This is a genomic window from Pseudomonas sp. BC42 (assembly GCF_021560055.1).
Classification (GTDB): Bacteria; Pseudomonadota; Gammaproteobacteria; order Pseudomonadales; family Pseudomonadaceae; genus Aquipseudomonas.
Map to the genome: position 1 here is coordinate 5,562,691 of NZ_CP091067.1, position 20,684 is coordinate 5,583,374.

The following is a 20,684-nucleotide window of genomic DNA, read 5'->3' on the forward strand; positions in this document are numbered from 1 at the left end:
ATTCCCACGTACTCGTATTTGATTGAAAGGACGAACCATTATGCGCAAACAACTGATGATCCCTGCCCTGTTGGCCATGAGCGTAGCCCTGGCGGCGTGCTCCACCCCACCCAACGCCAACCTGGAAAACGCCCGCACCAACTTCTCCGGCCTGCAAGCCAACCCGCAGGCGAGCAAGGTCGCGGCCCTGGAAACCAAGGACGCCGCCGACTGGATGGACAAGGCCGACAAGGCCTACCTGAACAAGGAAGACGAGAAGAAAGTCGACCAGCTGGCCTACCTGACCAACCAGCGGGTTGAAGTGGCCAAGGAAACCATTGCCCTGCGCACCGCCGAAGCCAAGCTCAAGGACGCCGGCGACCAGCGCGCCCGCGCGATCCTCGAGGCCCGTGACGCACAGATCAAGCAGCTGCAGGACAGCCTCAACGCCAAGCAGACCGATCGCGGCACCCTGGTGACCTTTGGTGACGTGCTGTTCGCCACCAACAAGTCCGACCTGAAGTCCAGCGGCCTGGTGAACATCAACAAGCTGGCGCAATTCCTCCAGCAGAACCCGGACCGCAAGGTGATCGTCGAAGGCTACACCGACAGCACCGGCAGCGATTCCTACAACCAGTCCCTGTCCGAGCGCCGTGCCGGTTCGGTGCAGATGGCCCTGATCCGCATGGGCGTCGACCCGTCGCGCATCGTCAGCCAGGGTTATGGCAAGGAGTATCCGGTGGCCGATAACGGCAGCGTTTCCGGTCGTGCCATGAACCGTCGCGTGGAAGTGACCATTTCCAACGACAACCAGCCGGTGGCACCACGTTCGGCCATCAGCCGCAACTGATGCAGCCTCTGCCTTATATAGGCAGGTGAAACACAACGCCGCCGACCTGTTCAGGTCGGCGGCGTTTTTGTGTGCATCTTCGCCGGCACGCCGGCTCCTGCAAAAAACCTGCAGATCACTGCTGCAGCTGGGGCGTCTCCTGGCCCATGCAGCGCACGGCCTGCTTCTTCTTGTTCACCAGGACCCCAGTCAGGCCCTTCTGCTGGGTGTCGAACAGCACCAGCACGCCATCGATGCACTGGGCCACTTCATCGGCCGGTTGCAGGGAGATCTTGTAGTCCTCGCCCGGCACGGTCTTGAGCATGGTGAAGTCGCTGAGCAGCAGCGCGTCCTCCGGTTTGGCGAAGTGCAGATAGCCGTAGTACCACAGGCTGCCCACGGTAACGATGATGCTGCAGATACCGGTGATGATCATGGGAATGGCGTTGCGTTCTTCACTCATTGCGGACTCTCTGGAGGTTCAACGGCTGAATTCGGGGGCGTCGGGTAATTGGGGATTTCCCCCAGCCGACGCAACCCGTCGAAATGCTGCGGATCATCGAGGTAGCGCAGCATCACGCTGCGCCAGGTCGGATCGGCAAAGGTTTGCACATGGCCGCCGCGAGTCAGTTGCAGGACCCTGGGCGGGGGCGCAGCTTGATACACGCGGATGCCGTTGGAAAGGGGCACGATCGGATCATCGATGCTGTGGTAGATGAGTTTCGGCACCCCAGTCAGGCGCGGCAGAAGGTAAACCGCGCTGTCGCTGTCCGGCACCAGCCAGGACAGCGGCGCCTGCAACGGCCAGGTCAGCCAGGAGGTGCTCAGGGCATAACGCCCGACATCGCGATAACTGGCCGGCACGCCATCGAGGACGATGGCCTTGAGCCGGGCCTGACGCTCGGGGTGCTCCACCAGGTAGTGGATCGCCAGCGCGCCACCCAGGCTTTGCCCCAGCACGATCAAGGGTTTGCCTTGCACTTCAGGGGCCTGGTCCAGCCACTTGAACGCAGCGTCGACGTCCTGGTAGATCGCCGGCAGGCTCGGCGCGCCCTCGGACAGGCCATAGCCGCGATAGTCCAGCAGCAGCACCTGATAGCCCTGCTCCGGCAACCACCAACTGCCCCCCAGGTGCCAGGCAAGGTTGCCGCCGTTGCCGTGCAGGTGCAGCACCGTGCCCTTGACCGCCACCCCCGGCTTGGCCGGCAGCCACCAGCCGTGCAGCTTGAGGCCGTCGGCGCTGGTCAGGGTCACGTCACGGTATTCGAGCCCGGCCCGTTCGGGAGTGAATGGCAGCCCGGGTTCGGGATAGAACAGCAGCGAGCTGCAGCCATTGAGGCACAGCAACAAGGTCAGCGCGGCCAGGATGCGCATCATCGGCCACTCCGTGCAGCTAGCAGTACGTCCATGTGTGCCCCCCGGAAAGATTCAAAGGATATTGGAGTAGTCCGCCTCGATCCGGTCCAGGCTCAGGTGGTTGAGGAAGTTGGAGAAACACATCCAGGCCGACAGGGCATTCAGGTCACGGAACTGGTCCGGCAGGTACTTGGGCGGCACCACCAAACCTTCATCCACCAACTGGCGCAAGGTACGCATGTCTTCCAGGGTGGTCTTGCCGCAGAACAGCAAGGGGATCTGCTCCAGCTTGCCCTTGCGCACGGCCAGCTGAATGTAGTTGTAAACCATGATGAAGCCCTTGAGATAGGACAAGTCTTTGGTAAACGGCAGCCCCGTGGGCACCGAACCGCGGAACACCCGGCTGGCGTTGCCGTAGCTCTCGGCCATCTCGAAACCCTGCTCGCGGAAAAACTCGAACACCTGCAGGAAGTCCGCCCCCTCCTCCACCATGTGGATGGCCCGGGTGCGGTTGGTCAGCTTGCGCAGGCGGCTCGGGTAGGAGGCGAAGGTGATGATCTCCATGAGGATCGCCAGGCCTTCCTGGGTCACCGTGGACGAGGGCGGCCCCTTGGCCAGGAAGGTACAGATCGGCTGGTTCAGGCCATTGAGGGTGGTGCCGACATGCACCAGTCCTTCATGGACTTCCAGGGCCCGCACATCGCGTTCGTTGAACATCGCGTCGCTGCGGATCTTGATGTAGTCGGCGCCCGCCGCGGCGTCGGCGACGATACCGTCGGACTCGAACACGCGGATGGTTTCCTCGGCCTCGCCGAACACCTTGTTCAGCCGGCCCTGCAACAGGCCGACCGCCTGCTTGGCGCTGAGGACCTTGGGTTCGTCCTTGAGGTCGCCGCGCCCGTCGATGTTGTTCAGGTAGTCGGACATCATCAGCCCGAGGTCCGCCAGGGTCGGATCGCCGGCGTGGAAGGCATCGGACGCGGCGCCGTAGAGCTCCTGGGAGATCAGCCCGAAGTCGCCGGTGCCCCGGGCTTCGAGCATGCGCACCACCATGCGGTATTCCTTGCACATGCGGCGCATGATCTGCCCCACCGGGCTGAACTGGCCCAGTTGCCGGGTGATGTCGCGCTCGATGTTCTGGAATTCCAGCTTTACCGCTCCGGAATCGAAGGACAGCGGCCGTCCTTCGTAATAGGCGCGATCCACGGCGGGCAATTCCTTGCCCTTGGCCTTGAGAAAGCCCTTGCGGATGTTCTCGTCCCACTTCACCGCATCCAGTACGCGGATCGGGGTCTGCGCCAGCACTATGCGATCGGACAAAGTGCGTATCGTCTGCTGGTAGTCGTCCACCGGAAGTTCCTATTGATTGGGTCTGTGGCGCAGGCTCAGCGGGCCACGCGCTTGAAACGTGCCGTCTCGACGAACAGGTCGGAGTTGGCGGGGTCGTCAAGGTAAGCGAAGACCTCGGGCAACGGACTGCTGATCAGCACCCCCTCGCCTTCGGCCGTGGGCATGGATTGCCCGCTCAGGGCCTTTTGACCCAGGGACTGGCGCATCTGTTCCAGGTCCAGGGTATAGAGCACCAGTTCGTGCCTGGCCGTCAGTTCGAACCCGGCAATGCTGTAGTGCCCGCCGAAGGCCTGGGGCACCGCGGCCGACAGATACCAGCGATTGCCATGTTGCGCCACCGTGAACTCGTAGGTGTCGCGCGGGCGCGCCGTGCCACCGGGGAAACTCGCGGCCCGATAGCGGTTGGGGCCGATCTGGCGCAGTTCGATGTTCAGCGGCTCGCCCCAGGCGTTCTGGCTGGCCCACTTGCCCAGCAACGCGGCAGGCGCCGCCTGCTCGGCAGGCAGTGGCTCCTTGAAGACCACCAGGCAACCGCTGAGCAGAAGAAACGCCAGAGCCATCAGGACGCGCCAGGCTTGCATGCAACTCTCCCTTGAACACCAGAATCACTGTAGCCGCTGACGCCGGCTGCACAGCCCGGGACGGATAAATCAGACCGAAGCCAGCACCAGATGCATGTAGCGGGTGAGGATGCCAAGCATCTCCTCCTCCGCCTGCGGCTCGCTGTCGTTGAGCAGGCCCTGATATTCCATCCGGCCGATTATAGACGTCAACACCTTGGCATCCTGCTGCGGCTCCCGGGAGCCCAGGACCTGAAAGAACTGGCAGGTGCCCTGCAACAGGATCTGCTGGTGCGAGCGCACCAGTTGCGCCAGGCGCGGATTGAGCAGCGCCTCCTGGCGGAACGCCTGCTCGGCCATCAGGTGCTCGCGGCGGGTGTACAACTGGCGCTGTACGTAGTCGGCGGTCAGACGGGCAATGTCATCGGCCAATTGCGCGCGCGACGCCGGACTGCCATCACCGTAGGCGACCATCTCGCGCAGCAACCCTTCGTTGCTGGCCCACAGCTTGGCCATGTAGGCCGCGCTGCGCTCGACGTACTGGGCGAAGGTATCGGTGAGCAGGTCATCGATATCCTTGAAGTAATAGGTGGTGGCCGACAAGGGCACACCGGCTTCGGCGGCCACCGCGCGGTGACGCACGGCCCGCACACCGTCACGCACGACAATGCGCATGGCGGCGTCGAGAATTTCCTGTCTGCGCTGTTCGCTGCCCTGTCGGCTGGCCTTGCGCCCCTGGTACTGAACGCTTTCAGCCACCGCAGTGGCGATGCCAGCTGCACCTTCTTGAGCAATTGCGCGGTTCACGACAGGTATTCCCTCTGAAAAATCACACAGAATTAGAAGCGGTACGTCAGTTCCAACCAGACAATAAAAAGCCGCCTGTCAAAGGCGGCTTCATATTCACGACATTCAGGCTTGCGGCCGCATGTGTGGGAACAGGATCACGTCGCGGATCGACGGCGAGTTGGTCAGCAGCATCACCAGGCGGTCGATACCGATACCTTCACCGGCGGTGGGCGGCATGCCGTATTCCAGGGCACGAACGAAGTCGGCGTCGTAGTGCATGGCTTCGTCGTCGCCGGCGTCCTTGTCCGCCACCTGGGCCATGAAGCGCTCGGCCTGGTCTTCCGCGTCATTGAGCTCGGAGTAGGCGTTGGCAATTTCGCGGCCGCCGATGAACAGCTCGAAGCGGTCGGTGACGTTGGGGTTTTCATCGTTGCGGCGGGCCAGCGGCGACACTTCGAACGGGTACTGGGTGATGAAGTGCGGCTGTTCCAGCTTGTGCTCCACCAGCTCTTCGAAAATCATCACCTGCAGCTTGCCCAGGCCTTCGAAGCCCAGCACCTTGGCCCCGGCCTTCTTGGCGATGGCACGCGCCTTGTCGATGTCGTTCAGGTCGTCGGCGGTCAGCTCGGGGTTGTACTTGAGGATCGAGTCGAACACCGACAGACGGGCGAACGGCTCGCCGAAGTGGAACACCTTGTCGCCATACGGCACGTCGGTGCTGCCCAGCACCAGCTGCGCCAGTTCACGGAACAACTCTTCGGTCAGGTCCATGTTGTCTTCGTAGTCGGCGTAGGCCTGGTAGAACTCCAACATGGTGAATTCAGGGTTGTGCCGGGTCGAAACGCCTTCGTTACGGAAGTTGCGGTTGATCTCGAACACCTTCTCGAAACCACCGACCACCAGGCGCTTGAGGTACAGCTCGGGGGCGATACGCAGGAACATTTCCATGTCCAGGGCGTTGTGGTGGGTTTCGAACGGCTTGGCCGCGGCGCCGCCAGGAATGGTCTGCAGCATCGGCGTTTCGACTTCGAGGAAGTCGCGCTTCATCAGGAAGCTGCGGATGTGCGCGATCACTTGCGAACGTACGCGGAAGGTCTGGCGCACGTCTTCGTTGACGATCAGGTCAACGTAGCGCTGGCGGTAGCGCTGCTCGGTGTCGGTCAGGCCGTGGTGCTTGTCCGGCAGCGGGCGCAGGGATTTGGTCAGCAGGCGCACCTGGGTCATTTCAACGTACAGGTCGCCCTTGCCGGAACGGGCCAGGGTGCCTTCGGCGGCAATGATGTCGCCCATGTCCCAGGTTTTCACCGCGGCCAGGGTCTCTTCGGACAGGGTCTTGCGGTTGACGTAGACCTGGATGCGCCCGGTCATGTCCTGGATCACCATGAACGAGCCACGGTTGAGCATGATGCGACCGGCAACCTTGACCGGGATTGCAGCCTCCGCCAGCTCTTCCTTGGTCTTGTCGGCGTACTGCTTCTGCAGGTCCTGGCAGTAGTTTTCGCGGCGGAAGTCGTTCGGGAAGGCATTGCCCTTGGCGCGCTCGGCAGCAAGCTTTTCCTTGCGCAGGGCGATCAGGGAGTTCTCTTCCTGTTGCAGGGCTTGCGGGTCGAGTTGTTGGTCGCTCATGTCTTTAGATATTCCATCAGGTTCGTTGCCCCCGGGCCTTGCGGCCCGGGGATCGCCAGCAGAGCTGGCTCCTACAGGGATCGCGTTGAATCAGCCGATCCTGTATCGCGTCTTTTTACAGGCCGGATTTCAGGCTGGCTTCCAGGTATTCGTCGATGTCGCCGTCGAGCACCTTGTCGCAGTCGCTGCGTTCGATGTTGGTGCGCAGGTCCTTGATCCGCGACGCGTCGAGCACGTACGAACGAATCTGATGACCCCAGCCGATGTCCGACTTGGTGTCTTCCAGGGCCTGGGAAGCCGCGTTGCGCTTCTGCATTTCCTGCTCGTACAACTTGGCCCGCAGCATTTTCATGGCGGTGTCCTTGTTGGCGTGCTGGGAACGTTCGTTCTGGCAACTGACCACGGTGTTGGTCGGCACGTGGGTGATACGCACGGCCGAGTCGGTGGTGTTTACGTGCTGACCACCGGCACCGGAGGAACGATAGGTATCGATCCGCAGGTCGGCCGGGTTGATTTCGATTTCCACCTTGTCGTCGATCTCTGGCGAAACGAACACTGCCGAGAACGAAGTGTGGCGACGGTTGCCGGAGTCGAACGGGCTCTTGCGCACCAGGCGGTGTACACCGATCTCGGTACGCAGCCAGCCAAAGGCGTATTCGCCCTTGATGTGCACGGTCGCGCCCTTGATCCCGGCCACTTCACCGGCGGACAGCTCCATGATGGTGGCGTCGAAACCGCGCTTGTCGGCCCAGCGCAGGTACATGCGCAGCAGGATGTTGGCCCAGTCCTGGGCCTCGGTGCCGCCGGAGCCGGCCTGGATGTCCAGGTAGGCGTTGTTCGGGTCCATTTCGTGGCTGAACATGCGGCGGAATTCTAGCTTGGCGAGGTTTTCCTCGAGACGGGCCAGCTCGGCGACGACATCGCCCACCGCGCCTTCGTCGTTTTCTTCGACCGCCATGTCCAGCAGGTCGCGGCAATCGGCCAGGCCGCCATTCAGCTCGTCCAGGGTCTCGACGATCTGCGCCAGGGCAGCGCGCTCGCGCCCCAGTTCCTGGGCGTATTCGGGTTTGTTCCAGACACTCGGATCTTCAAGCTCGCGATTGACCTCGGTCAGACGCTCATGCTTTTGATCGTAGTCAAAGATACCCCCGAATAGTTTCGGAGCGCTCGGACAGGTCCTTGATGGTGTTCAGGATCGGGTTGATTTCCATGGGGGGCGGCACTCGTTGGCGAACTTTTGAAAGCCGGCGATTATAACGGAATCACCGAATCACGGCAGCCCGCTTAGCGGCTTTAGCGGCCAATCGGCCATCTAATTTCAGCGACAGCCCCACTGAAATCCGAGTGCACACTGAATTTCATTGCCCTCACTGACCTGCAAGCCCTGTCCGGCAAGTCACATCGCCTTCGATACTCACAGGCCGCGACGTAAAATCACGGCGCCCTTGAGACCGGCCGGCGCAATACAATGCCGCCTGAAATGACACGCACGCAGTAGGCTCATGGGACGCACACTCAACAACGCCGAAATAGAAGAGATCCAGCGCAGGGAGCGGCGAAACGGGAGAGGCGTCCAGGCGTTTTTCGCCGCGCTCTTCAGCGCACTGGCCTTTATGCCATTGATGGGAATCTGGCTGATGGTCTCACCAGCGCTGGCCTGCGCCCTGGTCGTGCCCTGGCTGATCTTTTTGTGGTGGTGGATCTACTACCGCACAAGAATGCTGGTGGATGAGGTCGGTGAGCGAACCCAATGGCTGCAGGCCAGGTTCAGCTGTCGCTGGGTCCACGTCCATAGGGGCGGCTACATGGACTACCGCTTTGGCGACTACCCGATCGCCCCTGGCAACCTGCTGAACAACTGGTTCATCGACAAGACACTCAACACCTACACCACCTATCGCATCGAAGCGGTAAAGCTCACTTGTCGGCACACCGCGAGCCACAGCTACTACCTGTTCAGGGACACCCTGGTGGAGGTCGCACAGGATCAGGCGCCGGCCACGCCAATGGCTGACGCCTAGAGCGCACGCCCAACCCGCCTACTCGATCCCGACCTGATTGCGGCCATTGTTTTTCGCCAGGTACAACCCCTTGTCCGCCGCCGAAATCAACTGCCGGCAATGGCTGTTGGGCTGCGGGGTGATGGTGGAAAGTCCGATGCTGATGGTCAGGCTGGAGCCTTCCACGGGGGCGTTATGGGGAATCTTCAGGGCTTCGACGGTCTGGCGCAGCTTCTCGGCCACCAGCCGCGCCCCGCCCGGTGAAGTGTTGGGCAGTACCAGCACGAACTCCTCGCCGCCATAGCGCGCCGGCAGGTCCGAAGGCCGGCTGCTGGCCTCGCGAATCGCCGTGGCCACTTTACGCAGGGCTTCATCGCCCTCCAGGTGGCCAAAGGTGTCGTTGTAGATCTTGAAGTAGTCGACGTCGATCATCAGCAATGACAACTGACTCTGCTCGCGCATCGCCCGGCGCCACTCCAGCTCCAGGTATTCGTCGAAGTGCCGGCGGTTGGACAGCCCGGTCAGGCCGTCGGAGTTCATCAGCCGCTGCAGCACCAGGTTGGTGTCCAGCAACTGCTGCTGACTGACCCGCAGCGCCCGGTAGGCGGCGTCACGTTGCAGCAGGGTCATGTAGGAGCGCGAGTGGTAGCGGATCCGCGCCACCAGCTCGATGTTGTCCGGCAGCTTGACCAGGTAGTCATTGGCTCCGGCGGCAAAGGCCGCGCTCTTGATCAGCGGGTCTTCCTTGGTCGAGAGTACGATGATCGGGATGTTCTGGGTCGCCGGGTGGTTGCGGTACTCGCGCACCAGGGTCAGGCCGTCCAGCCCCGGCATCACCAGGTCCTGGAGGATCACCGTGGGCTTGATGCGGATCGCCTGGGCAATGGCCTGGTGCGGATCGGCGCAGAAGTGGAAGTCGATGTTTTCTTCATTCGCCAACCCACGCCGAACCGCTTCGCCGATCATGGCCTGGTCGTCCACCAGCAACACCATGGCGGCATTTTCGTCGGTCTTGAATTCGTCGAGCTGTAAATCATTCATGGGTTGTCACCTGAGTTGCTACCTGGCCAGGACAGCTGCGTTTATCAGTCATTTGGCAAATATCTCCAGCAAACGTGGAGCGATCTTGTCCAGTGGGCGAATCTCTGTGGCGGCACCGATGGCAGCGGCCGCCTTTGGCATGCCATACACCGCGCTACTGTTCTGGTCCTGCGCGATGGTCAGGAATCCCTGGTCGCGCATCAGCTTCAAGCCCTGGGCTCCGTCACGGCCCATGCCGGTCAGCAGCACCCCCACCGCATCGCCATTCCAGTAGCTGGCGACGCTCTCGAAGAACACGTCGATGGAGGGCCGGTAGATCTCGTTCACCGGCTCGGCGGTGTAGGCCAGGGTGCCGTTCTTCAGCAAACGGATGTGGTGGTTGGTGCCCGCCAGCAATACCGTGCCACTTTGCGGCGGCTCGCCCTCCCGGGCCAGGCGCACCTGCAGGCCGGAGGCGCTGCTGAGCCACTCGGCCATGCCGGCGGCAAACACCTGATCAACATGCTGGACCAGCACGATGGCGGCGGGAAAGTCCTTTGGCAAGGCTTTGAGCAGCACCTCCAGAGCGGCCGGGCCTCCGGCGGAGGAGCCAATGGCCACCAGCCCCTGCCGGGGAGCGCCGCTGCGCAAGGGCACCGGCGCCGAACGGACCCGGCTGCCACGCTGGCCGATCAGCCAGCCGATATTGAGGATCTTGCGCAGCAGCGGCGCCGCCGCCTCCTGGGCATTGCCGGCCCCCAGGGCCGGGGTATCGACCACGTCCAGCGCGCCGTGGCCCATGGCCTCGAACACTCTGTGGACATTCTGCTGGCGATCGACGGTGACGATCACGATGGCGCACGGCGACTCGGCCATGATCCGCCGCGTGGCCTCGACGCCGTCCATCACCGGCATGATCAGGTCCATGAGAATCAGGTCCGGGGTCAGCTCGGCGCAGTACTTCACCGCGTCGGCGCCATTGGTGGCGACCCACACCACTTCATGGCTGGGGTCGAAGGCCAGCGCCCGGCGCAGGGCCTCCACCGCCATGGGCATGTCGTTGACGATGGCGATCTTCATGCCCGCGCGCCTCCAATCAGTTCCACCACCGCGTCCAGCAGCGCGTCGTCATGGAAACTGGCCTTGGCAAGATAGTAGTCGGCGCCGGCATCCAGGCCACGGCGCCGGTCCTCCTCACGATCCTTGTAGGACACCACCATCACCGGCAGGGACTGCAGGCGATTATCGCGACGCAAGAGTGTGACCAATTCAATTCCGTCCATTCGCGGCATGTCGATATCGGTGATCAGCAAGTCGAAACTTTCCGAACGCAAGGCATTCCAGCCGTCCATGCCATCCACCGCCACGGCCACATCGTAGCCGCGGTTGATCAGCAGCTTGCGTTGCAACTCACGCACCGTCAGTGAGTCGTCGACCACCAGAATACGCTTGCGCGCGGCCTGTGCGTGCAACGAATGATTGCCCGCGATGCGCTCCAGGCGTCCGGTATTGAGCAGCTTGTCCACCGAACGCAGCATGTCCTCGACATCCACGATCAGCGCCACCCGGCCATCATCGAGCAGGGCTCCGGCGGAAATATCCTGAATCTTGCCCAGGCGGTCGTCCAGGGGCAGCACCACCAGAGTGCGCTCGCCGATAAAGCGCTCCACGGCGATCCCGTACACCGCGTCACGCTCACGGATCACCACCACCTTGAGGGTTGGCGCGCTGCTCGGGGTCGCCGGGCGCTGCAGCAGCTGGCTGGCCGCCACCAGGCCGACATGCCGCCCCTCGTGCCAGAAATGCTGACGCCCTTCGACCTGGACGATCTCCTCCGGCTGCAGATCGCACATGCGCTCGATGTGAGCCAGGGGAAAGGCATAGGCCTCGTCGCCGACTTCCACCACCAGACTGCGCACCACCGACAGGGTCAGCGGCACCTCCAGGTGGAAGCGACTGCCCTGGCCGCTGGTCTGCTCCAGCAACACCGCCCCGCGCAACTGCCGGACCATGTGTTGCACCGCATCCAGGCCGACGCCGCGCCCGGACACTTCGGTGACCTTGTCCCGCAGGCTGAAGCCGGGCAGGAACAGGAACGTCAGCAATTCTTCCTCGCTGAGCTGGGCGGCCGTCTGCGCCGGCGACAGCTGGCGCTCGACGATGCTCTGGCGCAGGCGCTCAAGGTCCACGCCGTTGCCGTCGTCGCCCAGCTCCAGCACCAGCAGGCCGGCCTGGTGCGAGGCCCGCAGGCGGATCACCCCTTCTGCCGGCTTGCCCGCCAGCAAGCGCTGCTCGGGCAATTCGATGCCATGGTCGACGGCGTTGCGCAGCAGGTGGGTCAGCGGCGCTTCGAGTTTCTCCAGCACGTCGCGATCGACCTGGGTCTTCTCACCCTCGATCTCCAGGCGCACCTGCTTGCCCAGGCTGCGCCCCAGATCACGGACCATGCGCGCCTGGCCGCTGAGCACATCGGCAAAGGGCCGCATGCGACAGGCCAGGGCCGTGTCATACAGCACCTGGGCCCGCTGGCTGGCCTGCCAGCCGAACTCATCGAGTTCGGCGGTCTTCTGCGCCAGCAGTTGCTGGGATTCGGCCAGCAGCCGCCGCGCATCCTCCAGGGCTTCCTGGGCCTCCAGGCTGAGGCTGTGTTCCTTGAGGTGCAGGTTGAGGTTTTCCAGGGCCGCCAGGCTGTTGCTCTGGATCCGCTTGAGACGCTGCATAGTGGCCAGGTAGGGCTTGAGCCGCTGGGTTTCCACCAGGGACTTGCTCGACAGGTCCAACAGGCTGTTGAGGCGTTCGGCGGTGACCCGCAGCACCCGCTCGCCGCCTTCGGTCACGCGCCGGCCCGGACGCGCCGCATTCACGCTCGATTCCACCGCCGGCTCATTCGGCAACGCCAGGGATTCGGGCTCGCTCAACGCCTCCGGCATGGCGTCGACCGGCTCCGCCACGGCGGGCATGGGCAAGGGCGCATCCGGCGTCGCCGGCCCATGGCTCAGCAGGTGCTCCATCAGCGCCACGTAGGCAAGCACGTCCGGGGCAGCCAGTTCGGCGCCTCCGGGCGTGGCGATGCGCATCAACAGGTCGGTGCCCTGCAACAGCGCATCGATGTGCTCGGGCTGCAGGTAGAGTCGCCCTTCCTGGGCACTGACCAGGCAATCCTCCATCACGTGGGCGACGCTGACCCCGGCGTCCACCCCGACAATCCGTGCCGCGCCCTTGAGGGAATGGGCCGCGCGCATGCAGGCTTCCAACTGGTCGGCCTGGGTCGGATTGCGTTCCAGCGCCAGCAGTCCGGCACTGAGCACCTGGGTCTGGGCCTCGGCTTCCAGGCTGAACAGCTCCAGCAGCGAGGCATCGCGCATTTGATCGGGGGTCATGTCAGGCTCCGGGTCACGGCCAAGAGCAACTGCTCTTCATCCAGCAAGCGCAGGCTGCGGCCCTGCCATTGCAACACGCCACGGGTGTACTTGGCATTGGCTTGCTCGCCGGACAGCGACGCGCCATCGAGAATGCGCTCGTCAATGGCATGGATACCGTCGACCTCATCCACCGGCACCACCACCGGGCCACCCTCGGCACCGATGATCAGCATCCGCGGCATGATCCGCGCCGAAGGGGCGGCGCCGGCTGGCGCGCCATCGAGCCCCAGCAGTTCGCTCAACGACAGGCAGGCCACCAGCGCCCCGCGCACATTGGCCACCCCCAGCAGCGCCCGCGAACGCTGGTGGGGCAAGGAGTGGATCGCCTGCAGCGGCGCCACTTCAAGCAGGCAGCGGGTGGCCAGCCCCAGCCACTCCTCGCCCAGACGCAAGATCAGCAGCGAGCGGGTGACCACATCGCTGTCGGGCGAAAGGGCCACCGATTGCTCGCGGTCCTCCTGGCGCAGCGAATAGCGATCCAGCAGGCGCGTGGCCGCGGCGGAGTACACCGAACAGTTGCGGCAATGAATGTGCTCGGCCAGCAACGGGCAGGACTTGTCGCCGTGGATACCGATGCGGTTCCAGCAATCGTCGATGGCCTGGGCATCGTCACGGGTCAGGTCCAATGAGAGGGAATGGCTCATCGTTTCAACTCACTGTCGGCAGCGCGGGTGCTGCGCACAGCCCGCGCCTGCAATCGTTGGGCACCGGCGACATCGCCCTGGGACGCCAGCAGCGCCGCCAGGTGCGCCAGGGCCTCGGGGTGCTGGGGCGCCAGGTACAGGGCCTTGCGGTAAAAGCCCTGGGCCTCCATGGCGTTGCCGGCCACATCACTGAGCAGCCCCAGCCAGTAGAACACCTGGGCCACCGGCTCATGCTGCTGCAGGTAGCGCTCACAGGCGGCACGGGCCTCGGCACTCTTGCCCTCGTTGGCCAGGGCGGCAATGGTGGCCAACAGGCTCGCCGCATCGCTGGGCGGCGCGCTGTCCAGCGCTGGAGCCGGCACCGGAACCGCCCGGGTGGCGAAGGGCCGCGGCCGCGGCGCCGGGGCTGCCGGGGTCAGCGGATGACGCGGCCGCAACGGCAGGGACAGCGGCTGCGGCAAGGTCACCGGCAGCGGCGCCGGTTCCGGCTCCTGATGCCGGCTGAAGGCAAAGGACTGGGGAATGCCGATCGAACGCATGCCCAGGCGCCCCAGCAGACTGCCCTCGGCGGGGCCGATAAACAGCACGCCTTCTTCATGGGTCAGGCGCTTGAGCACCTCGAACACCTGACGCTGGGTCGGCTGGTCGAAATAGATCAGCAGGTTGCGACAGAAGACAAAGTCGAAAGGCGGCTCTGCGGCCAGCAATCCGGGGTCCAGGACATTGCCCACCTGCAGCCGCACCTGCTCGCGCACCCGCTCGCTGAGGCAATAACGATCGCCCTCGACATGAAAGTGCCGCTCACGAAACTCGGTGTGCTGGCCGCGAAAGGAGTTCTTGCCATAGCTGGCGCCCCGGGCCCGCTCCACCGACAGTGGGCTGACATCCAGGCCGTCGACCTTGAATTGATGAGGCGCCAGGCCACCGTCGAGCAGGGCCATGGCGATCGAATAGGGCTCTTCACCGGTGGAGCACGGCAGGCTCAGCAGGCGCAGGGCGCGCATGCCCTTGATCTGCCCCAGGCGGGCCTTGGCCAGCTTGACCAGGGTGGCGAAGGATTCCGGGTAGCGGAAAAACCAGGTTTCCGGAACGATCACCGCCTCGATCAGGGCCTGCTGCTCCTCCCGGGAGCCCTGCAGCTTCTGCCAGTATTCGTCGCTGCTGTGGACGTACAGGGCATTGCAGCGCTGGCGCACCGCGCGCTCGATGATCGCCGGGCCGACCGACGCTACATCCAGGCCGATGCGCTCCTTGAGAAAATCGAAAAACCGTTGCTCGTCACTCATCGAGGCTCCTCAAGCGACGCCGGGTCCAGGGGCTCCTCGGGAAACAGCAGCTCACGCACCTCGGCCGCCAGCAAGTCGTCGACCCGCACCCATTGCAGCAGCCCCAGGTCATCCTCACGCACCGGCCCCAGGTAAGGGGCCTGGCGGTTGTCCAGGCCATAGGGCTGGAATTCCCGGGGATCGCAGCGCAGGGTGTCATTGGCCTGCTCCAGCAGCAGCCCCAGCACCCGCGGCGGCCGCTCGGCATCGCTGCGGTAGTGCACCAGCACCAGCCGGGTACTGGTGCGCAATTGTGCGGGACGGCCGAAGGTCAGCTCGCACAGGTCGATGACCGGCACCACCACCCCGCGGTAGGCAAACACCCCGGCGACCCAGGACGGCGCCCGGGCAATGGGCTTGAGCTGCAGGCGCGGCAGCACCTCCACCACATCCACGGCCCGCAGGGCGTAGCGCTCCTGACCGATGCGAAACATCAGGAACAGAGCGCTTTTCGCCCCCGCAGCGCCACTGCGCTTGTGCGCCAGTTCGTCCATCAGACTTTGAAACGCGAGACGCCGCTGCGCAGGCCCACCGCGACCTGGCTCAGCTCATCGATGGCGAAGCTGGCCTGACGCAGGGACTCGACGGTCTGGCTGCTGGCATCGCCCAATTGCACCAGGGCGTGATTGATCTGCTCGGCGCCGGTGGCCTGGGCCTGCATGCCTTCGTTGACCATCAGCACCCGCGGCGCCAGGGCCTGGACCTGATGGATGATCTGCGACAGCTGCTCGCCCACCTGCTGCACTTCGGCCATGCCGCGACGCACTTCCTCGGAGAACTTGTCCATGCCCATGACCCCCGCCGACACCGCCGACTGGATCTCGCGGACCATCTGCTCGATGTCGTAGGTGGCGACGGCGGTCTGGTCCGCCAGGCGGCGCACCTCGGTGGCCACCACGGCGAAGCCGCGGCCGTATTCGCCGGCTTTTTCCGCCTCGATGGCGGCGTTGAGCGACAACAGGTTGGTCTGGTCGGCCACCTTGACGATGGTCACCACCACCTGGTTGATGTTGCCGGCCTTCTCGTTGAGGATCGCCAGCTTGGCGTTCACCAGGTCCGCGGCGCCCATCACCGAGTGCATGGTGTCTTCCATCCGCGCCAGGCCCTGCTGGCCCGAGCCGGCGAGCACCGAGGCCTGGTCGGCGGCGCTGGAGACTTCCGTCATGGTGCGCACCAGATCCCGGGAGGTCGCGGCGATCTCCCGCGAAGTGGCGCCGATTTCCGTGGTAGTGGCCGCGGTTTCGGTGGCGGTGGCCTGTTGCTGCTTGGACGTGGCGGCAATTTCGGTCACCGAGGTGGTCACCTGCACCGACGAGCGCTGGGCCTGGGACACCAGGGCGGTGAGCTCGGTCATCATGTCGTTGAAGCCGGTTTCCACGGCACCGAACTCGTCCTTGCGGTCCAGGTTCAGGCGGCCGCTCAGATCGCCGGTGCGCATGACATCAAGAATGCTCACGATGCGATTCATCGGCGCCATGATCGCCCGCATCAGCAGCAGGCCACACAGACCGGCGGCAAGAATGGCCACCAGCAAGGACACGCCCATGCTGACCTTGGCCGTCGCCACGGCCTCGTCGATGGCGTCGCTGGCGGCGTCGGCCACGGCCTTGTTCTCGCTGATGATGTCATTGAGCTTCATCCGTCCGGCAATCCAGGCCGGGGTCAGTTGCTCATTGAACAGGCGAATCGCCTCGGCTTCCTGGCGCTTCTGATGCAGGTCGAGCACCGCGGCCTGGATGCGGTTGAACTCCTGGTGGTCTTTCTCGAAGGCATCGAACTCGGTCTGATCCTGGCGACTGTTGAGGGTCTGCTTGTAGTTGCCCATCTGGGTCTGCAGGCGCTCTTCGAATACCTTGAAGTCGGCCTTGTCTTCGGAACTGATGTCCTGATTCTGCTTGAGGCCAATGATCTCCTGGGTCTGCAGGTAGGTATCGACCCAGGCGCTGCGGATCATCGAACTGTAATAGACCCCGGGGATCGCATCGTCACGCATGCTGTTTTCACCGGCTTCGATCTTCAACAGGCGCGAGTACGAGACGACGACCATCAGCAGCATGATGGCGATAATCACCGCAAAGCTCGCCAAAATGCGTTGGCGCAACGTCCAGTTCTTCACAGTCAGTCCTCGGGGCCATTCAAAAATGGAGGGAGTATAGCCGAGGACGATCGCGGTTTTACGGGTGGTTTAACGACACAGGCAGCACTTTGGGCAAATTTGCGCGCCCGCTCTGGCTCGCGCTTTAGCGGGCTTTTTCCGCCCCTGAAGGCATATCGGCAAATCCCTCGGGCAGAACCGCCATCCATGGCAAAGGGGGCCCGTGCAAGTCAGTGAGCGTTCTGGCGCACCTGGTTTTCCAGTTCGGCCTTGAGCCCCACTGGCAGTTGCAGTTGGCGCGCCAGTTCATCCAGGTAGGCCTTCTCCATGAAGTGTTCTTCATCCACCAGCATCACGCTGGCCAGGTACATCTCGGCGGCCATTTCCGGGGTGCTGGCGGCGCGGGCCACGTCCGCTGGGTCCAGCGGCTTGTGCAACTCGCTGTGCAGCCACTGCTGCAGCTGCGGGTCGTTGTCCAGCTTGCGCAACTGGTCCTCGATCAGCGCCCGCTCGCGCTCGTCGACATGGCCGTCGGCCTTGGCCGCCGCCACCAGGGCCTTGAGGATCGCCTGGCTGTGCAGCTCGACCTGTTGCGCCGGCAACCGGTCGAGGGTCCGCGGCTCATTGGCCGGGGCCGTGCCCTGTTGCGCCTGCCAGTTGCCGTAGGCCTTGTAGGCCAGCACGCCGAGAGCCGCGAGGCCGCCATAGGTCAGGGCCTTGCCGCCGAACTTGCGGGCCTTCTTGTTGCCCAGCAGCAAGCCCATGGCCCCGGCTGCCAGGGCCCCGCCGCCAGCGCCGCCGAGCAGTCCGCCAAGACCGCCGGACTTGCCCCCGAGCAAATCGCCAAGGCCGCCCTGGCGGGCCTTGCCGCGCTCGCCGGACGCGGTGCCGGCCTGGTTCTGCAACAGCTCCTGGCCGGACCTGAGTAATTGATCGAGCAATCCACGGGTGTTCATCTGCCGCCTCCGCAAAGTCAGTGTCGTGTCGACACATCAGGCCGCAAGCCTAGAGAGAAGTGCCGAGGCTCAGGGGACGATAGTGCTTCTGAATGTTGCTTTCACCGGATCAGGGAAAGGTGCTAAACAAGGCATCGGTTTTACCAATACAGCGCCCAATACTTCTAATAAGCCGCCCGGTAGCCCCGCCATGATGACCTTGCGCCAGATCCGTCACTTTATCGCCGTGGCCGAAACCGGCTCGATCTCCGCCGCCGCCCAGGCGGTGTTCATTTCCCAGTCGACCCTGACCCTGGCCATCCAGCAACTGGAGCAGGAAATCGGCGTCAACCTGTTCAGCCGCCATGCCAAGGGCATGACCCTGACCCATCAGGGGCACCAGTTCCTGCGTCAGGCGCACCTGATCCTGGCCACGGTGGACAACGCCAAGCGCAGCCTGCAACAGAACAGCGACCCAGTGGCCGGGCAGTTGACCGTGGGGGTGACCAGCCTGGTGGCCGGCTATTACCTGGCGGACCTGCTGACCCGCTTCCAGCGCGCCTACCCCAATGTCGACATCCGGGTCATGGAGGACGAACGGCCCTATATCGAACACCTGCTGGTCAGTGGCGAAATCGACGTCGGGGTGCTGATCCTGTCCAACCTCGAAGACCGCCACGCGCTGCAGACCGAAGTCCTGACCCACTCGCCGCACCGCCTCTGGCTGCCGCCCCGGCATCCCTTGCTGGAACACGACAGCATCAACCTGGCGGACGTGGCCCGGGAGCCGCTGATCCAGCTCAACGTCGATGAAATGGAGCGCAATGCCCAGCGCCTGTGGAGCACGGCCGGGCTGCAGCCGCGGATCAGCCTGCGCACCGCCTCCACCGAAGCGGTGCGCAGCCTGGTGGCCGCCGGGCTCGGCCTGTCGATCCAGCCGGACATGACCTACCGCCCCTGGTCCCTGGAGGGCGACATCATCGAGGCCCGGCCTCTGGCGGACCTCAACCAGACCCTGGATGTGGGCCTGGCCTGGCGCCGGGGCACCGCGCGCCCGGCCCTGGTGGACCCTTTCCTCACCGTGGCCCGGGAGCAGCCCCCGGGCGGGCGCAAGCCATCTATTTAATCGAACGGCCCCTTCAGTATTAAGAATTTGTCGACCTCAGGCCCCGCCACTAGTCTCTGGGCATTCCCGATAAGAGCAGGCCGGGCACTCACCCCCAGGGGAGCCCCATGGCCCTAGCAGAAAAGAGAACCCGCAAAATGGCTGGCCCACAGACTCCGCTGTGCACGGCATTGCTGATCGACGGCGAACTGGTGAACGGCCAGGGTCGGGTCGAGCCGATTCTCAACCCGGCCACCGGCGAGGTGCTGACGCAGATCGCCGAAGCCAGCAGCGAGCAGGTGGAAAGCGCGATCCTCGCCGCCCACCGGGCGTTCTCCAGTTGGTCGCGGACCACCCCGCAGCAACGCTCGAACCTGCTCCTGGCGATTGCCGACAGCCTGGAAAGACAGGCCGACTACCTGGCCCGCCTGGAAGCCCTGAACTGTGGCAAGCCGCTGCACCTGGCGCGCCAGGACGACCTCGGCGCCAGCATCGACGTGTTTCGGTTCTTCGCCGGTGCGGTGCGCTGCCAGACCGGCCAGTTGAGCGGCGAGTACCTGCCCGGCTACACCAGCATGGTGCGCCGCGATCCCATCGGCGTAGTGGCCTCGATCGCGCCCTGGAACTACCCGATCATGATGGCCGCCTGGAAGATCGCCCCGGCCCTGGCGGCGGGCAACACCCTGGTGTTCAAGCCCTCGGAACACACCCCGCTGTCGATCCTGGCCCTGGCCCCGAGCCTGGCGCAGTTGCTGCCACGGGGCGTGATCAACATCGTCTGCGGTGGCGGCGAAGGGGTCGGCAGCCATCTGGTCAGCCATCCGAAGGTGCGCATGGTGTCCCTGACCGGCGACATAGTCACCGGCCAGAAAATCCTCCAGGCCGCGGCGAAGACCCTCAAGCGCACCCACCTGGAACTGGGGGGCAAGGCACCGGTGATCGTCTGCGACGATGCCGACCTGGAGGCCGTGGTCGAGGGCGTGCGCAGCTACGGCTACTACAACGCCGGCCAGGACTGCACCGCTGCTTGCCGGGTCTACGCCCAGGCCGGCATCCACGACCGCCTGGTGGCGGAGCTGGGCAGCGCCGTCAGCAGCCTGCGCTTTGCCAGCAAGCGCGACGCCGACAACGAAATCGGCCCGCTGATCAGCACCCGCCAGCGCGACCGGGTGGCCAGCTTCGTCGAGCGCGCCCTGAGCCAGCCCCACATCGAACGCATCACCGGCGCGGCGGTGCACTCCGGCGCCGGTTTCTACTACCAGCCGACCCTGCTGGCCGGCTGTCGCCAGAACGACGAGATCGTCCAGCGCGAGGTGTTCGGACCGGTGGTCACCGTCACCCGCTTCGAACAACTGGAGCAGGCCCTGGACTGGGCCAACGACTCGGAATACGGCCTGGCCTCTTCGGTCTGGACACAAAACCTGGACAAGGCCATGCAAGTGGCGGCGCGCCTGCAATACGGCTGCACCTGGATCAACAGTCATTTCATGCTGGCCAGTGAAATGCCCCACGGCGGCCTCAAGCGCTCCGGCTACGGCAAGGACCTGTCCAGCGACTCACTGCAGGACTACAGCGTGGTGCGCCACATCATGGCGCGCCACGGCAACGAGCTGGAATAACACCACTACGCTAATAACAAGCCGTCCGCG

Annotated in this window: 19 protein-coding genes; 4 read left to right on the plus strand and 15 right to left on the minus strand. The window is 64.3% G+C overall.

The window, feature by feature from the left end; genetic code table 11:
* Window positions 1-40: 40 nt before the first annotated feature.
* Window positions 41-829 carry an OmpA family protein gene (locus tag L1O02_RS25170; protein ID WP_016967759.1) on the plus strand — a complete coding sequence of 263 codons (789 nt, stop codon included), beginning with the start codon at window positions 41-43 and terminating at the stop codon, window positions 827-829.
* A 115-nt stretch (window positions 830-944) separates the two neighbouring features.
* On the opposite strand, the gene L1O02_RS25175 is transcribed toward L1O02_RS25170, so the two are convergent.
* From L1O02_RS25175 to prfB, 7 genes are all read right to left on the minus strand, one after another.
* Complete coding sequence (locus L1O02_RS25175) at window positions 945-1,271, minus strand: hypothetical protein (RefSeq protein WP_016967760.1); 327 nt, start codon at window positions 1,269-1,271, stop codon at window positions 945-947.
* The gene (locus tag L1O02_RS25180; protein ID WP_060841879.1) at window positions 1,268-2,182 is read right to left on the minus strand and encodes an alpha/beta hydrolase; all 915 of its coding nucleotides are present in this window, start codon (window positions 2,180-2,182) and stop codon (window positions 1,268-1,270) included. The genes L1O02_RS25175 and L1O02_RS25180 overlap by 4 nt, the downstream gene beginning before the upstream one ends.
* 54 nt (window positions 2,183-2,236) lie before the next feature.
* Window positions 2,237-3,514, minus strand: coding sequence for a flavohemoglobin expression-modulating QEGLA motif protein (locus tag L1O02_RS25185; protein ID WP_060837734.1), 1,278 nt, complete (start codon window positions 3,512-3,514; stop codon window positions 2,237-2,239).
* Window positions 3,515-3,549: 35 nt separating this feature from the next.
* Window positions 3,550-4,095 (minus strand): hypothetical protein, encoded by a 546-nt coding sequence (locus tag L1O02_RS25190; RefSeq protein WP_060837733.1) that lies wholly within the window; start codon window positions 4,093-4,095, stop codon window positions 3,550-3,552.
* A 69-nt stretch (window positions 4,096-4,164) separates the two neighbouring features.
* Entirely contained in the window at window positions 4,165-4,881 is a 717-nt protein-coding gene (locus tag L1O02_RS25195) for a TetR family transcriptional regulator (RefSeq protein ID WP_060837732.1), read from the minus strand.
* Between the two features lie 105 nt (window positions 4,882-4,986).
* Window positions 4,987-6,489: a lysine--tRNA ligase gene (gene lysS / locus L1O02_RS25200; RefSeq protein WP_108544451.1), complete on the minus strand. Its 1,503-nt coding sequence runs from the start codon at window positions 6,487-6,489 to the stop codon at window positions 4,987-4,989.
* Window positions 6,490-6,604: 115 nt separating this feature from the next.
* A protein-coding gene (prfB, locus tag L1O02_RS25205; RefSeq protein WP_108544449.1) for a peptide chain release factor 2 occupies window positions 6,605-7,700 on the minus strand; the annotation gives its coding sequence in 2 pieces (ribosomal slippage) (window positions 6,605-7,627 and window positions 7,629-7,700; 1,095 coding nt in all).
* A gap of 426 nt (window positions 7,701-8,126) precedes the next feature.
* Between prfB and L1O02_RS25210 the strand changes: the two genes are divergently transcribed.
* On the plus strand, window positions 8,127-8,510 hold the full coding sequence (locus L1O02_RS25210) for a hypothetical protein (RefSeq protein WP_231979007.1): 384 nt from the start codon (window positions 8,127-8,129) through the stop codon (window positions 8,508-8,510).
* Between the two features lie 18 nt (window positions 8,511-8,528).
* On the opposite strand, the gene L1O02_RS25215 is transcribed toward L1O02_RS25210, so the two are convergent.
* The 8 genes from L1O02_RS25215 to L1O02_RS25250 all read right to left on the minus strand — a co-directional run bounded on the left by L1O02_RS25215 (window position 8,529) and on the right by L1O02_RS25250 (window position 17,951).
* Complete coding sequence (locus L1O02_RS25215) at window positions 8,529-9,530, minus strand: PleD family two-component system response regulator (RefSeq protein WP_016967768.1); 1,002 nt, start codon at window positions 9,528-9,530, stop codon at window positions 8,529-8,531.
* 48 nt (window positions 9,531-9,578) lie between these two features.
* On the minus strand, window positions 9,579-10,589 hold the full coding sequence (locus tag L1O02_RS25220) for a chemotaxis response regulator protein-glutamate methylesterase (RefSeq protein WP_060837729.1): 1,011 nt from the start codon (window positions 10,587-10,589) through the stop codon (window positions 9,579-9,581).
* The gene (locus L1O02_RS25225) at window positions 10,586-12,889 is read right to left on the minus strand and encodes a hybrid sensor histidine kinase/response regulator (protein WP_108544447.1); all 2,304 of its coding nucleotides are present in this window, start codon (window positions 12,887-12,889) and stop codon (window positions 10,586-10,588) included. Before L1O02_RS25225 ends, L1O02_RS25220 begins: the two co-directional genes overlap by 4 nt.
* On the minus strand, window positions 12,886-13,575 hold the full coding sequence (locus tag L1O02_RS25230) for a chemotaxis protein CheW (protein ID WP_060837727.1): 690 nt from the start codon (window positions 13,573-13,575) through the stop codon (window positions 12,886-12,888). Before L1O02_RS25230 ends, L1O02_RS25225 begins: the two co-directional genes overlap by 4 nt.
* Complete coding sequence (locus L1O02_RS25235) at window positions 13,572-14,861, minus strand: CheR family methyltransferase (RefSeq protein ID WP_060837726.1); 1,290 nt, start codon at window positions 14,859-14,861, stop codon at window positions 13,572-13,574. Before L1O02_RS25235 ends, L1O02_RS25230 begins: the two co-directional genes overlap by 4 nt.
* Window positions 14,858-15,394, minus strand: coding sequence for a chemotaxis protein CheW (locus L1O02_RS25240; protein WP_060842585.1), 537 nt, complete (start codon window positions 15,392-15,394; stop codon window positions 14,858-14,860). Before L1O02_RS25240 ends, L1O02_RS25235 begins: the two co-directional genes overlap by 4 nt.
* Window positions 15,394-17,016 carry a methyl-accepting chemotaxis protein gene (locus L1O02_RS25245; RefSeq protein WP_060837724.1) on the minus strand — a complete coding sequence of 541 codons (1,623 nt, stop codon included), beginning with the start codon at window positions 17,014-17,016 and terminating at the stop codon, window positions 15,394-15,396. Before L1O02_RS25245 ends, L1O02_RS25240 begins: the two co-directional genes overlap by 1 nt.
* A gap of 209 nt (window positions 17,017-17,225) precedes the next feature.
* Entirely contained in the window at window positions 17,226-17,951 is a 726-nt protein-coding gene (locus tag L1O02_RS25250; RefSeq protein ID WP_108544445.1) for a tellurite resistance TerB family protein, read from the minus strand.
* A 190-nt stretch (window positions 17,952-18,141) separates the two neighbouring features.
* On the opposite strand from L1O02_RS25250, the gene L1O02_RS25255 reads away from it, so the two are divergent.
* Both L1O02_RS25255 and L1O02_RS25260 read left to right on the plus strand, forming a co-directional pair.
* The gene (locus tag L1O02_RS25255) at window positions 18,142-19,056 is read left to right on the plus strand and encodes a LysR family transcriptional regulator (protein ID WP_060837722.1); all 915 of its coding nucleotides are present in this window, start codon (window positions 18,142-18,144) and stop codon (window positions 19,054-19,056) included.
* Between the two features lie 107 nt (window positions 19,057-19,163).
* Entirely contained in the window at window positions 19,164-20,654 is a 1,491-nt protein-coding gene (locus tag L1O02_RS25260) for a gamma-aminobutyraldehyde dehydrogenase (RefSeq protein WP_082729824.1), read from the plus strand.
* Window positions 20,655-20,684 lie beyond the last annotated feature (30 nt).